Annotated in this window: 9 protein-coding genes and 2 pseudogenes; 6 read left to right on the forward strand and 5 right to left on the reverse strand. The window is 72.4% G+C overall.

What is annotated here, in order from left to right:
• Positions 1–753 precede the first annotated feature (753 nt).
• Both DEJ48_RS40545 and DEJ48_RS34980 read left to right on the forward strand, forming a co-directional pair.
• Positions 754–1,140 carry a hypothetical protein gene (locus DEJ48_RS40545; protein ID WP_223832299.1) on the forward strand — a complete coding sequence of 129 codons (387 nt, stop codon included), beginning with the start codon at positions 754–756 and terminating at the stop codon, positions 1,138–1,140.
• Positions 1,088–2,059 carry a chloride channel protein gene (locus tag DEJ48_RS34980; protein ID WP_263399469.1) on the forward strand — a complete coding sequence of 324 codons (972 nt, stop codon included), beginning with the start codon at positions 1,088–1,090 and terminating at the stop codon, positions 2,057–2,059. The genes DEJ48_RS40545 and DEJ48_RS34980 overlap by 53 nt, the downstream gene beginning before the upstream one ends.
• A gap of 25 nt (positions 2,060–2,084) precedes the next feature.
• On the opposite strand, the pseudogene DEJ48_RS34985 reads toward DEJ48_RS34980, so the two are convergent.
• Both DEJ48_RS34985 and DEJ48_RS39915 read right to left on the reverse strand, forming a co-directional pair.
• Positions 2,085–3,308: pseudogene (locus tag DEJ48_RS34985) on the reverse strand (cation:proton antiporter).
• Between the two features lie 53 nt (positions 3,309–3,361).
• Positions 3,362–3,529 carry a hypothetical protein gene (locus DEJ48_RS39915; protein WP_190537780.1) on the reverse strand — a complete coding sequence of 56 codons (168 nt, stop codon included), beginning with the start codon at positions 3,527–3,529 and terminating at the stop codon, positions 3,362–3,364.
• Positions 3,530–3,669: 140 nt separating this feature from the next.
• On the opposite strand from DEJ48_RS39915, the pseudogene DEJ48_RS40550 reads away from it, so the two are divergent.
• A pseudogene (locus DEJ48_RS40550) lies at positions 3,670–3,753 on the forward strand (fasciclin domain-containing protein); the annotation flags it as partial.
• Between the two features lie 68 nt (positions 3,754–3,821).
• On the opposite strand, the gene DEJ48_RS34995 reads toward DEJ48_RS40550, so the two are convergent.
• Positions 3,822–5,141, reverse strand: a complete 1,320-nt coding sequence (locus DEJ48_RS34995) for a lanthionine synthetase C family protein (RefSeq protein ID WP_150220133.1) — start codon at positions 5,139–5,141, stop codon at positions 3,822–3,824.
• Positions 5,138–8,326, reverse strand: a complete 3,189-nt coding sequence (locus DEJ48_RS35000) for a lantibiotic dehydratase (protein ID WP_190537781.1) — start codon at positions 8,324–8,326, stop codon at positions 5,138–5,140. The genes DEJ48_RS34995 and DEJ48_RS35000 overlap by 4 nt, the downstream gene beginning before the upstream one ends.
• 325 nt (positions 8,327–8,651) lie before the next feature.
• Here DEJ48_RS35000 and DEJ48_RS39920 point away from each other — a divergent pair, with 325 nt between their 5' ends.
• The 3 genes from DEJ48_RS39920 to DEJ48_RS35010 all read left to right on the forward strand — a co-directional run bounded on the left by DEJ48_RS39920 (position 8,652) and on the right by DEJ48_RS35010 (position 13,092).
• A complete protein-coding gene (locus DEJ48_RS39920) occupies positions 8,652–8,795 on the forward strand; it encodes a hypothetical protein (RefSeq protein WP_190537782.1) in 144 nt (47 codons plus the stop codon).
• Between the two features lie 444 nt (positions 8,796–9,239).
• Complete coding sequence (locus tag DEJ48_RS35005; RefSeq protein ID WP_223832300.1) at positions 9,240–10,103, forward strand: SAM-dependent methyltransferase; 864 nt, start codon at positions 9,240–9,242, stop codon at positions 10,101–10,103.
• A 79-nt stretch (positions 10,104–10,182) separates the two neighbouring features.
• Positions 10,183–13,092, forward strand: a complete 2,910-nt coding sequence (locus tag DEJ48_RS35010) for an ATP-binding protein (protein ID WP_223832301.1) — start codon at positions 10,183–10,185, stop codon at positions 13,090–13,092.
• 121 nt (positions 13,093–13,213) lie between these two features.
• Here the strand turns inward: DEJ48_RS35010 and DEJ48_RS35015 are convergent, their stop codons facing one another.
• Positions 13,214–13,660 carry an iron chaperone gene (locus DEJ48_RS35015; protein WP_150220136.1) on the reverse strand — a complete coding sequence of 149 codons (447 nt, stop codon included), beginning with the start codon at positions 13,658–13,660 and terminating at the stop codon, positions 13,214–13,216.
• Positions 13,661–14,567 lie beyond the last annotated feature (907 nt).

Here is a 14,567-nt window from a genome sequence, read left to right on the forward strand (position 1 = left end):
GGCGCCGGCGCCGACGTTGCGCGCGATCTCCTCATCGCGGACGGCGTGCTCCAAGGTGGAGTTGAGCACGCAGTGGACGGATGTGAGCGTCAGCGAGGGAGAGCGCCTTCAGGCAACACTGTGTCGATGCCGCGCGTGCGGCATTGGCAGGTGGTGCGGAGCTGGTTGCGCCAGGTGCGCACCACCTTGGCGGTGAGGTTGGTCGGCATTTTTCATGGTGAGCGAAGGTCACGCGTAAGGACTTCGGGGAGGCGTCCGAGTACCGAAACGGCAATGATTCCGTGCGGGTGGGTGAGTTGGCGCTATTTTGGTCTTTGCAGCTTGCCGAGCCCTCGCGGCGGCAGTTGTCGAGCTGAGACGCCGGGTACGGATCGTGCGGCCACGCCACGGACAACTCGTGTTGCACGTTGGTCGACGAGTGGGTGGCCCTGTTCGAGCAAAGACACCCAAGTTCTGCGCTGCCTTTCGCCTGCGATGGAGTCCAGCGCCAGGCTTTACAGCCCTTCTGGCCGGCAGGCACGTGCGATCTCGTCGGCGCCCGGACAGGGCGTCGCCTCCGTGTCCCCGTTCGGGTCAGACGCGCGTGCGTGACGGGGCGGCCCGCCGTTGGATGGGGGCATGCTGATCCGCGTACGGAGGATGGACGGAGCGAGAGAGCCGTCGGGAGTTGCCTCGGTTGTCTTCGTTGTTATCCGAAGGTGCGGCGTGCGACAGGTGCGGCGTGCGACGGCCCGGGCCGTGGTCGGGTGAGCGGTGACAGAGACGCAAGGTGACGCGGTGCCCGACGGCGCGGCGGTGTACCGCGAAGTCCTCAGCCGGCCCTACCTCCGCGTCCTGTCGCTGTCCGCGCTGCTCGGCGTGCCGATCGCGCTGGCCTGTTTCTTCTTCGTGAGCCTGCAGCACGAGGTCTGGGCAGCGCTCCCGGCGGCCCTGGGCTACGAGGAGGCCCCCTGGTGGTGGCCGTTGCCCGCGCTCTGTCTCGCCGGGCTGATCCTCGCGCCGGTCCGCACGCGGATGCCGGGCCACGGCGGACACCTGCCTGTCGACGGACTCGGCGGCACACCCGTGGGCCCGCGCACTGCCCGGCGTGGTTCTGGCCGCGCTCGCCACCCTGCCCCTGGGCGTCGTCCTGGGCCCTGAAGCTCCGCTCATGGCCGTCGGCAGTGCCCTGGCCCTGCTTGCCGTTCGCAGGATGCGTGGCGCCGACGAGCCGCGTACCACGGGAGTCGTGGCGACGGCCGGCTCGACCGCCGCGATCTCCACCATCCTCGGCGGTCCGCTGGTGTCCGCCCTGCTCGTGGTCGAGGCGGCCGGTCTGGGCGGCGCTCGGCTGGCCGCGCTGCTCATGCCCTGCCTGATCGCGAGCGCCACCGGAGCACTCGTGTTCACCGGATTCGGTACCTGGACCGGCCTCAAGACCGGCGGACTCGCCCTGCCCGCCGTCCCGCCCGCCGCCAACCCCGATGTCGGTGACTTCCTCTGGGGCCTGCCGATCGCCGCCCTCATCGCCTGCGTGCTGACCCTCGGACGCCACATGGGCCGGAGCACCGCACGATGGACCGGGCGCGGCAATGCCATGACCCGTACCGTCCTGTGCGCTCTCGCCGTCGGCGTCTGCCTGAGCGCCTACGCCCTCCTCACCGGCCGCTCACCGCGGGACGCGGCACTCTCCGGCCAGGAAACACTCGCCGAACTCGCCGCCCACCCCACCGGCTGGTCCGTCGCCGTCCTGCTCGCACTCGTCGTGTGCAAGGGACTTGCCTGGGCCGTGAGCCTCGGTGGCCTGCGAGGGGGCCCCATTTTTCCCGCCCTGTTGCTCGGCGCCGCCGGTTCCCTCGCCTGTGCGGGACTGCCCGGACTCGGGACGGCCCCCGCCCTCGCCTGCGGCATCTGCGCCGCGGCGACGGCCGTGATGGGTCTCCCGCTGTGCGGGGCCGTACTGACCGCGTTGTTGCTGGGTGCCGATGCCTACGACCAGATGCCGCTCATCGTGGGCGCCTCCGTGGTCGCCCACCTCACCACACTTCTCATGAACCGGCGCGGCACGGCGACACCATGAGCGCCGCGCGAGGCGCCGCGCTCCTTCACCACGCCTCCGATTCCGTGGCGGGCCCGTTCGGAGGCGGGGTCTCGGGGGCCTTGCGTGCCTTTGCCCGAACCCTCAGGGCGAGGAGCGGGAAGACGAGAACGGACACCATGGCGGCGCCCACCAAGGCCGCGGCCTCGCCCTTCTCCAGGGCTCCGTCGTCCAGGCCGATGGTGGTGATCGCGACGACGAGCGGCAGGCAGGTCGAGGAGTACAGGGTCAGGGCCCGGCGGTCGGAGGAGTTCAGGTCGCGAGGGGCCAGCGCGTGGACCGGGAGCCCTCGTACGAGCAGGAACAGGAGCAGGAAGACGGGCAGCAGCAGGAGGGCCCGGCCGCCGTCGATCAGTGAGGCGAGGTCGAAGTTGATGCCGGTGACGATGAAGAACAGGGGGACGAGAAATCCGAAGCCCATCGCCTCCACCTTGCCGAGGACCTATTCGCCGGCCTCGGGGGCGGCCCCCTGGAACACCAGCCGGGTGAGCAGGCCCGCCGCGAAGGCGCCGAGGAGCACGTCGAGGCCGAACGCCGCGGACAGGGCGAGCATGGCGACCAGCAGCAGCATCACGAAGCGGACGGCGAACTGGCCGCTGGTGTGCAGCGTCGTGCGGATGACCTGGGCGAACCATGGTGGGTGGGGGCGCAGGGCCCAGTAGATCGCCCCGGCCGTGATGAGCGCGAAGGCGGCGAGCAACGCCGTGGACACGCCTGGTTCGCGGCCGCTGAGCAGCACCGCCATGGCGACGATGGGGCCGAATTCGCCGACGGCGCCAAAGGCCATCGTCACCGTGCCGAAACGGCCTCGCAGGTCACCGCTGTCGCGCAGGAGCGGCAGGACGGTGCCGAGGGCCGTGCTGGTCAGCGCGGTGCCGATGACCACGCTTCGGGACAGGTCCATGCCGGTCAGTGCCAGGGCGACGCCGAGGCCCAGGACCAGGGAGACGATCCAGGCCCACACGGAGCGGCGCAAGGTGTCCCCGCGGATGGCCGCGAACTCGATCTCGTACCCGGCGAGGAAGATGAGCATGGCCAGGCCGAGCTCCGAGAGCGTGTCGATGACCGCGTCGTGCCGGGCCAGGCCGAGGACGTCGGGGCCGATGAGGATCCCGAGCACGATCTCGAAGATCACCAGGGGGATCCGGACCCAACGGCGGGTGCCGTGCGCGAGAAGGGGAGCGAGGACGGCGACGCCGGTGATCAGGACGAGGGTTCCCGGATGCGTCACACCGGCCTCCGCACGCGCGCGCCGCTCCGTGGGGTCTTGTCGGGCATGGCTGGTCAGTCCTCGGTGTCTCCCTCGGCTTTGCCCCGCGCGTCAGGCAGTTTCAGCGCGCCGCGTGACCACTGCTCGTTCCGCATGGGGTCCGGTTCGCCGTCCCTGCCGCTTGCGGTGGTCAGCGGCGGGACGACGGCGGGGGCGACGGCGCGTCGCGCAGGGGTGCGCATGGTTCGAGCGTCGGGGCCGAGGAAGCCCGCCGCATGTGGGGTCGACCATGCGGGCGACCTGCGAGCTACCTGCGGGCGGCTGTCCGGCGTACCGGCGGCCGACCCGGGCGTCCTGCCCGACCTCGTCATGGCCTCGGTGCATGACCGAGGGCCCGGTGGCCACCGCCGCCTCGAACAACCCGACCTCGTCGACGCCGGTGACGGCCGTCAAAAAGGCCGGACTCGACCAGCATGCCTGGGCGCGGGCGGCGCGGACGCAGCAGTCACGGGCCCGTGGCTCCGCAGGACTCCTTCAGCACAGCAGAAGAGCCGCCTGCCACGGCAGTTCGCCGAGTGGCGCCGCGGGATTGGTCGCACTGTGCAGCGCGAGCGCTGCGCCCGCCGCCCCGTCCAGGAAGCCCGGGCGGTGGACCACCGACCCGACTCCGGGGGCGGCGGCGGGCCACAGGAAGGGGTGGGACGGGTGCGCCGCGGCCGCCAAGGAGGTGGTCAACCCCGGCAACAGAGCGGCCAGTTCCTCTCCGCCGGGCTCCCGTGCCATGAGGGACACGATCGTGGTCAGCCCCGCGAGGCCGTGGCAGAGCGTGGGGTCGGCGAAGTCGCCGCGGCGACAGGCGTGGGCGACCGCGGTCACCGCCTGCCGGTTCCAATCCGGTTCCTTCAGGGCCAGCGAGGCCAGTTGGAGGGTGCGGGCGACGCCGGGTGTTCCGTAGCACCAGCCGGTGCGTGCCTCGGCCAGCTCGGGACGGTCTCCGGCGGCCGCGGTCAGTTCGGCGTCCAGCGGCACGATGTTGGGCCAGCCCACGCCGTCCGGGCTGCGACGGGCCAGCAGCCATTCGGTGATGGTGCGGATCGCCCGCTCCTGGCCGGGCACGCGGACGCCCGCGCGGTGGGCGAGGGAGAGCAGCGCGAGCGGGCCGGGGATGCCGTGGGCGAGACCTACGTTGAAGTGTCCATCGGGGACTCCCAGGGGCTCGCTGAACAGGATCGGGTCGGCGGTCCACCAGCCGGGCACGGTCCTGCCGCCCGGTTCGGTGACCGGGTGGGTGAGGGCGACGAGGTGGGTGAGGACGAGCTCGGTGGTCTCGCGGTGCTCGGGTCCGGCCGCGAGGAGCAGGCGGCCCAGGCCGGAGAGGCCCGCCACCACGTCGTACCCGGCCATCCTCGCCCCGGCCGGCCTCATGCCCGAGGTTCCGGTGGTTCCGGGCCCCAAGCGGGGTGCGTCTTCCTCGACAAGTCGCCGGGCCAGCAGCGCCACCTGGACGTCCAGCTTGGTGAGCAGCGCCGCGTACTCGCCTGGTCTGGTGACGGCCGTGCGCGCGGCGAAGGCGACCGCGGGCAGTCCCGCGTAGAGCCCTTCGCGTGCGGGTCTGGCCACGCCGGTGACCGCCGCCGTCAGGTGCGCGTGCGTGGCGCGCGCGGAGTCGGGGTCGGTGTGGGCGAGTGCCGCGAGGAGCAGCGCGACGCCCGCGTGGCCGTCCGCGAGGGACTGGGGATGCCACAGGGAGCGGGTCTCGGCGAGCTCCGGGGTCTGACCCGCGGCCACTTGTGCGGCCAGCGCGACCGGATCGGTGAGGCGCTCGGCGAGGAGCGCGACGGGGTTCTCGGTCATGATCGGGCCCTTTCCCGGTCGAGGTGGGCCTGGACCGCGCCGCGGGCCACGGCCAGACTCTGTGCCTCGGCCGTACGGTCCGTGCCGAGGCGCCGGTTGCAGTGCATGTGGACGAGGGAGGCGAGCACCGCGTCAGGGGAGACGCTCAGCGCGCCCCGGGCCTGCCCCTCGCGCACCAGCCTTCCGAAACGTTCGACCGCCGCGTGGTGCGTGTGGGCCTCCGGGCCCTCCGGCGCGAGGTGGGCGAGTGCTTGTCTCCTGCGTGCCGCGAAGGCCTTGTGGTGCTGTTCCCGCTTGGGGTACGTGCGGGTGAGCCAGTGCCGCCAGTCTTCGCCGTAGCCCCGGTGGAAGGCCGATATCAGCCCGGTCACGTCGTGCGCGGTGGCCAGGATCCGGTCGCTCGCCGGGGCCGCGAGGCGTTCGAGCACCAATTGGCTGTCCGCGTGGAACACCTCTTCGGCCGCGCCGAGCAGCGTCGGTCCTCCATAGCGCTCGGTCTCGGGCGAGTAGCTGTCGAGGCGCAACCCCCGGGCGAGTCCGTCCGCGGCCAGTTGCTGTGCCAGGTCGTGGAGTCGGGGGAGCAGTACGCCGTTGAGCAGGGACGGGTCGCCGTGCAGGCGCAGACGCAAGTGCGGGTCCGGATCGGCGTACCGGATGAAGAACCACCGGTCGACGCCGCCCGTCCCGTCGGGCGGGGTGGGCAGCTCGGACAGGAAGCGGTGCAGCGGCCCGGTGAGGAGTTCGTCCTGGCGCTCGGCGGAGGAGTAGAGCGACGCGTACAACCAAGGCCCGCCGGGCGGGGTTTCGCCGGTTCCCGGTCGGCTCACGGGGGGTGCGGTGCGCGTGGACCGTGGTGTTCGAGGCTGTGTGAGCCGTGCGGGCCGTTGCGATCGAGGTCGTGCGGCGCCGGAACGCGGCTGATGGGGCATCAGGGTGGCTACCGCTTCCACCTCGTGGGGGCCGCCGGGCCCGTGCAACCAGCCGCCGTCGGGGTCCTGGCCCAGGGGCAGTTCGTGGACCAGGGCCTCGCCCGCCCGTTCGCACTCGCGGCGCAGGATCTCCCGGTGCGCGGGGGCGGTGAGGTTCAGCGGGATGCGGTGGTCGCCGAGGGCGAGCTGGACGTGGTCGGGCACGTGCCAGACCTCGCGCCACTCCGCCAACGACGGGCCGTTCGCTTCCAGGCGCCAGCGGGCCGGGGCGAGCAGGGTGCGTCCCGTGCGTACGGCGGGCAGGAACGGCAGGTCCTCCGCCGCGCCCCACTCCCACAGCCGCCACTGTCGGCGGCCGAACGCGGCGGCTTCGATGAGGAAGCGCACCGTGTTGGGCGCGGTCAGTTCGCGGTTGAGCACGTGCAGTGCCGACGGGGTCAGTTCGCGGCCGAGCGCGACGGAGACGATCCGGAAGCCCTCGGAGTCGGCGCAGACGGCGATGTCGTCGAGGCTGAGGTCGGTGACGCCCGGCGCGGCGGCGCCGGGGTGGGCGCCGATGACCAGGCGTCCGTCCAGCCAGGTGGGCACCTGGGCGACGTTGGCGTGCCGGTGGTGGGAGGCCTGGTGGTGGATCTGGACGGGGAGGCGCCCCGCGGGGTCCTCGCGTGCGGTACGCACCGTCCGGCGGATCGCCTCGGCCTGCGCGGGCTCGAAGAGGTGCGCGAACCGGCCCATGAGGCCGCCGGACGCGGTGGCCGCGCCGTTGAGGACCAGTGTGAAGTCGCCCCGGTCGACCGCGGCCGCCGACGCCGCCGTGATCTGCACGACGAGTTCGAGTGCGGGCGGCCGTACGCCGCCGTCGGCCCCGTCCCGGTCCGCGGGCCCGCCCCGCTCGGCGGCCCCGCCGTCGTCCGCGGTCTCCAATCTGCGCAGCCACTGCTCGTCCAGGACCACCTCCCGCGCCCCGCGTGCCTGCGCCTCGGCCGCGAGCCCCAGCAGCAGCCGCTGTCGCGCGGCACCCAGTGGGGCGGGCCCCGGGTCCGGGCGGTGGCTCGGGGGCAGCCGGTATCCGGCGGGGGCGCCGAGACCGATGTCGGGGTCGAGGAGTTCTTTGACGGGCACGTGGCGCCCCAGGCCGTACCGCTCGACGAAGTCCTGGTGGTACGAGGTCAGGCGTCCGCGCCCCGAGGGTGCGAGGCGCCACAGTGCGGCGGCGGCGCGCTCCAGTTCGCGGGCCACCTCGTGCGAGAGCTCGACGGTGCCGTCCAGGCGCAGGTCCACCTGGACCGCGTGCCCGACGGCGGCGGTGTTTCCGGGATCGGCGGCGGTGTCCTTGGGATCGTCGGAGGTGCGGGTGCCGTCGAGTGCTGCCGCGGCTCCCTCAAGTGCCGTGCGCCAGGCGGCCCTTCCCTCCCCGAGAGGGGCGCGGAGGTAGTCGTCGAGGGCTCCGCGCAGTTCGGCGATGCGCCGCGCGGCGCGGGTACCGACCGGGAGCAGGGCTTCGACGTGTGCCAGCGGGTCGGGGGCGTCGAGAGGCGGGCGCAGCTCCGTCAGAAGTACCTCCGCGCCGATGAGTTGGGCGACGAGTCGGGCCACGGCGCCTTCGGGTGCCTCGGTGAACCGTGCTTCGACTTCCTGGACCAAGGTCTCGCAGCGTATGGGGCGGGCCGCGGCCTCCAGGACGGCGCGCACGACCGGGGTGTGGCGCAGTGTCCGCGACTTGGGGCGGTTCTCGCCCGCCGGTGTGGCGGCATCCTGCCCGGGTCCGGCCGGTGCGAACGGCAGGACCAGGCGCCCACCGCGTACGAAACACAGCCCGTTGGCCACGACGCTCAGCCCCCGGTGCACGGCCGGGTCACGTTCCCACTCGGCGATCAGCCGGGCCAGCAGCCCGGCGTCCAGCCGCGCGGCCTTGTGCCCCGCGCCGGTGAGCTCACCCTTGGTGGCCGCGCCGAAGGAGCCCCACAGGACGCCCGCGAGGAGTCCGAAGGGGGTGGGCCGGGACGCGGCGCGGAGCAGATAGCGGGTCACTGCGCGATGAGCCTTGCGCAGATCGGACGCGGCGACGGGCGCGTCGGCGAGGACGGCGTCGAGGGTGCGGGCGAGCGAGGGGCTGGAGACCTCCAAGGCCTCGCGGAACAGCGGGTCGGAGACCAGTTCTGTGAGTTGTACGCGAAGAGTGTCGACGATATCGGCTCCGCTTGGCTCGTCGCCGCCCTCGTCCCGGGCCTTCCTCGCGCGGTCCCGCGAGGACACGTCCTGTCGGACCGCGTCGTGCCAGGTCGTGCGGGCTTTCGGCCGTGCCAGGAGCGGCGCTCTCAGAAGCACTCCGTCCGCGCAGCGGAACACTGGTTCCGCGCTTTGATTACGCCGCATCCGCGCAACTGCCCCCTTACTGGATGGCCCATAAAACTGAGTTAAGAAACCCTAATTCGCCTCTCGGGGAATGGCGTCACACTACCCAGACTGCCCCTCGCCCGTAACCCCTTGACTCCGTCCGCTATCCGTACCTAGATTCCGATCCTGTCACCCAAGGGTGGCGATTCGTTCGGTTTCGCAGGTTCCACCGGAAGGAATTCCCATGCCCGAAAGCATGACTCAGGACCTCTTTGACATCGACCTCACCGAGACCGCCATCCAGGACACCTCGCAGGACGGCGCCGCAGGCGTGATCTCCGGCGAGGAGTCCTGTTTCCGCACGTGCACGACCTGCTCGATCTGCTGACGCAGACCATGTGACGGCCCGGTTCCGCCAGTGCTCCGCACACCAGAACCGGGCCGACCTCCTGCTTGGGCGGACCGGGAGAACCTGGCGGGCAAAAGGGTTGCCCTTTTGGGCAAGGGTTTCTGTTTCATGGGGCAAGGTTTTCGTTCGGATGTCCGTGCCTGCCCGTGCCGTTGACGCGGCGACAGATTATCGGCGACCTTGAATTTGGTGCTGCTGCTACTGCTGATGATGCTGCGAAGACAATGCGAACGCTCTGATAAGCGCGGATCACCGGCCTCTCCACCCTCGGTCAGGCAGCGGAACGTACGGCTACGTTCGGCTATTCACCGACCCAGTTCGGACGCGGGCGCGGCGGAGAGGCGCGGTGTGCGGCTCTGATTGCGGGGGCTTGGCGGTACTTCGATGTGCGTCGACGGGCGGCATGTGGGGTATGCACGTGCCGTGACCGAGACCGCCGGCGAAGACAGCAGCGCACCGGACCTTGAGGCGTCGACCCGCCGCTACTACGAGACGGGCGACGTCGACGCCTTCTACGACGCCGTCTGGGGCGGTGAGGACATCCACATCGGCCTCTACGCCCACGAGCGGGAGGCCATCGCGGACGCCTCGCGCCGCACGGTGCGGCACGTCGCGGATCAGGTCCTGGACCTGCTCGGTCCCGACGCCGCCGTGCTCGACCTCGGCTCGGGGTACGGCGGTTCGTCCCGCGCCCTCGCGGAGCGCTTCGGCTGCCGGGTGATGGCACTCGACCTGAGCGAGGAGCACAACAGACGCCACCGCGCGGCGAATGCGGGGCGTGGACTCGACGGCCTGATCGAGGTCGTCTCGGGCTCCCTCAACCGGCTCCCCTACGAGGCGCATCGCTTCGACGTGGTCTGGTCCCTGGAGGTCCTGTGCCATGTGGCGGACCGGGAGGGCGCGCTGCGCGAGGCCGTACGGGTGCTGAGACCGGGTGGTGCGCTGGTCTTCTCGGACATCATGGCGGCCGAGGACGCGTCGGCGCGGGATCTGCGGCCCGCGCTGTCCCGTCTCGGCGTCCAGAGCCTGGCGACGCCGTCGTACTACCGGGACCGCCTGGCCGCGCTCGGTCTGAAAGCCGATTTCGAGGACCGCACCGAGGATCTCGCGACGCACTACGCACGCCTCCACGAGGAGGTGCGTCATCGCAGCGGTGAACTGCGCGGTGTCATCAGCCCCGCGTACGTGGAGGGCCTGCTCGCCAATCTGCCGCTGTGGGCGGACATCACGCGGCGCGGCCTGCTCCGCTGGGGGATCTTTCACGCGCGTCGAGCCGACGGGGTCTGACGACAGGGTCCCGACCGGGGGTGGTGCATGACGTGAGGCGTCGTGCGGCGTCTCGTACACCGTCACGGATAATGGTCGGGTGTCCAATTCTGTGGTCTCGGCTTCCGCGGTCTCGGCTCGGGAAGCCGACGTGCTCGCTCTGCTCGGGGAGCACCTCAGCAACGCGGAGATCGCCGCGCGGCTCGTCATCTCGGTGCGTACGGTCGAGTCGCATGTCTCGTCCCTGTTGCGCAAGTTGGACGTGCCCGACCGGCGGGCGCTTGCCCGGCGTGCCGCCGCGTCGCGGCAGGCCTCCGCGCCGGATGCGGCCGGAGGGCTGCCCACGCCCCTGACGACGTTCGTCGGCCGCGAACGTGAACGCGGGGAACTGGCAACGGTGTTGCGGACGCACCGGCAGGTGACCGCGGTCGGGCCGGGCGGGGTGGGCAAGACGCGGCTCGCGCTCGCGGTGGCGGCGGACGCGGCGGACGACTTCGCCGACGGGGCGTGGTTCGTCGACCTGGCCCCGCTCACCGACCCCGGCCGGGTGTGCGCCGCGGTCGCGGCGGCGGTCAACGTGGGCGAGCAGCCCGGGCGCGGCCTCGCCGAGGTGCTGACGACGGCTCTGGCGGACCGTGAGGCCCTGCTGGTCCTGGACAACTGCGAGCACGTACGGGAGGGCGTCGCGCCGTTCCTGGAACGGCTGTTGCCGGCCTGCCCACGGCTGCGCGTGCTCGCGACCAGCCGGGCCCGGCTCCTTGTGCCCTTCGAGCGGATCTTCTCCGTCCCGCCCCTGTCACGGGCCGGAGGCGACGAGTCGGACGCGGTGAGCCTGTTCATGGAGCGGGCGGCGGCGGTCGGGTGGCCCCCGGGGCCGTCGGTGAGCGAGGGGGTCGTCGCCCTGTGCGAACGGCTCGACGGCATGGCGCTCGCGATCGAGCTCGCGGCGGCACGGTGGCCGACACTCGGCCTCGACGGGCTGACGGCCGGTCTCTCCGACCAGTTGCGGATGCTGGCCGGCGGGGCCCGTGCCGACGACCGGCACCGGTCGCTGAGGGCGGTGCTCGACTGGAGCCATGAGCTGCTCGAACCGCGGGATCAGGCGCTGTTGCGCCGGGTATCGGTGTTCGTGGCCCCGTTCACGGTGGAGGCGGCCGTGGTTGTGGCGGACCCCGACGGCGTCTCCGGTGGGTGGCGTCACGCTCACGGGGCCGATTCGATGGTTGGGGTTGGGGTTGGGGTTGGGGTTGGGGTCGAGGTCGACGTCGCGGCAGCGGTCGCCGACGGGCTCGGCCGGCTCGCCGAGCACAGTCTGCTGACCGCGGTTCCCTCCGCTTCCGGCACCCGGTACCAGGCGCTGGAGACCATCCGTCAGTACGGCACGGAGCAGCTCGTCCGCGCCGGAGAGCTGGCCGGTGTCCGGTCCCGGCACCTGGCGTGGTGCCTGGTCCGTGCGGTGGCCCTGAGGGAGGGCGCGGACGTCGGCGGGGGCGAGGGGCGGGCCCGCTTCGACGCGGTGGCGCAGGACATCAGGGCCGCGTTGGCCTGGGCTCCCGGTCGGCCCGAGCAGCGCGCCGACGCCTGTCTTCTCGCCGGGCAGCTGGCCGAGCTTGCCTTCGCCCGCAACCTCCTCGCCGAGTCGCAGGAGCGGTTCGAGCAGGCCGCGGAGCTCGCCGGTGACGCGGCGGCAGCCGTGGCCCTGCGTCAGGCCGCCGGGGTGGCCGGGTGCCGCCGGCTCGGCGACGACATGTTCCGCCTGCACCTGGGCGCCGCCGAAGCCGCTCGCCGGGCCGGCGACACCGCCGGGGCGAGCCGCGACCTGGCGGCGGCCGCCACCGTCGCCTACCGCTTCTCCACGTCGTTCCCGGTGATCCCGGTCGAGGCGGAGGTCAAGGACGTGCTGGCGCGAGCGCACGAGCTGTCCGGCGCGGGCGACCCGGCAGCCGAGGCCGCCCTCGCGCTGGCCGAGGCCGCGGTGACCGCGGACGCCTTCGGCGCGCTGCAAGGAGCCGTGGAGAACACCGCGCGGGAGACGGTCGCGTACGCCGAACGCGCCGTCGCGCTGGCCCGGCTGACCGGCGATCCGGTGGCCGAGTCGGCCGCTCTCGACGCGCTCTCGGGCGCCCGGTGCTGGGCCGGTGAGTCCTTCGGCGCGGCGGCGGCAGCCCGCCGCCGGATCGACGTCCTGGTGAAGTCGCCGCGGACCCCGGCGGGGACGCACGAAGTGATGGACGCGCTGGCCATGGCGGCCGGCACCGCGCTGGGTGTGGGCGAACTGCCGCAGGCCCGGCTGTGGGGGCGTCAGTTGGCCCGACATCCCCTGTTGGCCGAGGCGGGCCACCAGGCAACGTCCTGGCTCCTGGTCACCGAGGCGTTCGCGGGCCACGCCGACGACGTGCTCGCTCACGCCACCGGATTCCGTACGGCGTGGGAGCGCAGCGGCCATCAACGCTCGCTCTCACTCGGGGCGGCGGCCGCGTCGGTCGCCATGGTCCACGGACTGCGCGGCGACCACGCGGCCCGGGCGGACTGGCTGGCCGTGGTGGAGCGGGCCGACACCGCCGAACAGCATCGCAAGGGCTACGGCGCCGTCTTCGACGCCATGGTCCGGCTCCACCACGAAGACCCGGACGCCGCCCTGGCGAGCGTGGCGGCGCCCCCGGACGCGGTGTGGAAGTGGGTGTGCTGGGTGTGGCTGCACTGGTACGTGGCACTCCGCGCGGAGGCGTCGGTACTCGCGGGTCATCCGGAGGCCCGGGCCCGTATCGACTCCGCCCGCGGCGTCGTGGAGGGCAACGCGCTCGCCGCGGCGCAGGTGGAACGCGCGCAGGCGCTGCTCGACGACGACGTGCCGCGGCTGCTCGCGACCCGGGCCGCGTTCGAGGCGGCCGGATGCCCGTACCAGGCGGCGCGGACGCTGGTGCTCGCGGGTGGCGCGCATGCGGCTGAGGGGAGAGCGGCACTGTCCGCTCTGGGCCTGGGGCCCGCCACCGCGGACGTCGATACGTAGTCGATACGTACTCGGGTACCGATATCGACCGCCAGGGGGAGCACGGCCAGCTGCCCGGGTAGGCCCAGCTCAGCCTCCCCCTCAGCCGACCCACGAAGCCGCCCCCTCCAGAGCCGCCCCCTCAGCCCACCGCCCGCTCGACCAGCCCACCGATCCGCTCCTCCACCTCCGGGGTCACCTCGGTCAGCGCGAAGCCGGCCGCCCACATCGCCCCCTCGTCGAGCCGGGCCAGGTCACTGAATCCGAGGGTCGCGTAGCGGGCCTTGAACTTGGCCGCGCTCTGGAAGAAGCAGACGACCTTCCCGTCGAGCGCGTAGGCGGGCATCCCGTACCAGAGCTTCGGCGCGAGGGCCGGGGCGTGCGCCGTGACGACGGTGTGGACCCGCTCCGCCATGATCCGGTCGGAGTCCTCCATCTCGGCGATCTTCGCGAGAACGTCCCGCTCGGCCTCCGCCGCCTTGTCCGCACGCGTGCCGCGACGGGCCGCCGCCTTCAACTCCTTGGCGTGGTCCTTCATCGCGGCCCGCTCCTCGGCCGAGAACCCCTCGTGAACGTCTACGGTGCTCATCTTCCACCCCTGCGGTGTTCGGTTCGAGACCCGGCCGCCTGTAGGGGCGGGGGGCCACTCGCTGTGATCACAGCCTCGCCCGTCACAGGCACGGACCGCTTCCGTGCTGACCACGTAAAGCACCACGTAAAGCACCGCGGAAAGTGCCACCGAAAGCACCACGGACAGCGCGCCACGCACCGCGCACAGGACGGTTCCCGGCCAACCCGCTCCGACGGCGACTGTCGAGGGAGGCCTGCCGCTAAGATCACCGTGTGATGACGGCCTGGTCCCACTCCGGTACGCCTCGGAGCCGCTTGGTGGCGGCTCTGTGGCGGGTCGTGGGGCTGGGGCTCGTTCTGTTCGGACTGTTGTTCACGCATGCCGCCAGCCCCGAGACGACGAGCCGTCACCTCGGGGGCGACGGCCGTGCGGTGGTCGTGGCGGGGTCCGTCGCCGTTGCGGGGAGCGTGGCGGGGCGTGGCTCCTCCGTAGTCGCCGAGGCGCCGGGGAAGCAGCGGCACGACCACCCTCAGGCGCACACCGTCGAGGAGTGCGCTTTGGGGCAGCCTCCGCAGGAGCCCGGCGTCGATTCCCCCTGCCCCTCGCCGCTGGACTCCACCTGGCGGGGTGACGCGCCCGCGCCTCCGAGTGGGGCTCGACGCGTCGCGGGGCGCGACTTCGTCGTTCCGATAGCGCACGCGGCGGACTCGACGATCCTTCGCGTCTAGACCGGCCGGTTCCCGCCACCGGTCTGTCCTCGTCCCGGCCGCAGGTGCCGGCGGTACGTGTACGTGTGCACGTATGCGCCCCCGGTCGGGCAGCTGTCGCGCGGAGGGTCTGTGCTGCCTCGGCTGTATGTCCGCAATCTGTTGTACGTCCTGCTGCTCGCCGTTCTGCTCGTGTGTTCCGCCGGGCATCACCAGGG

It is taken from the genome of Streptomyces venezuelae, assembly GCF_008642315.1.
Classification (GTDB): Bacteria; Actinomycetota; Actinomycetes; order Streptomycetales; family Streptomycetaceae; genus Streptomyces; species Streptomyces venezuelae_D.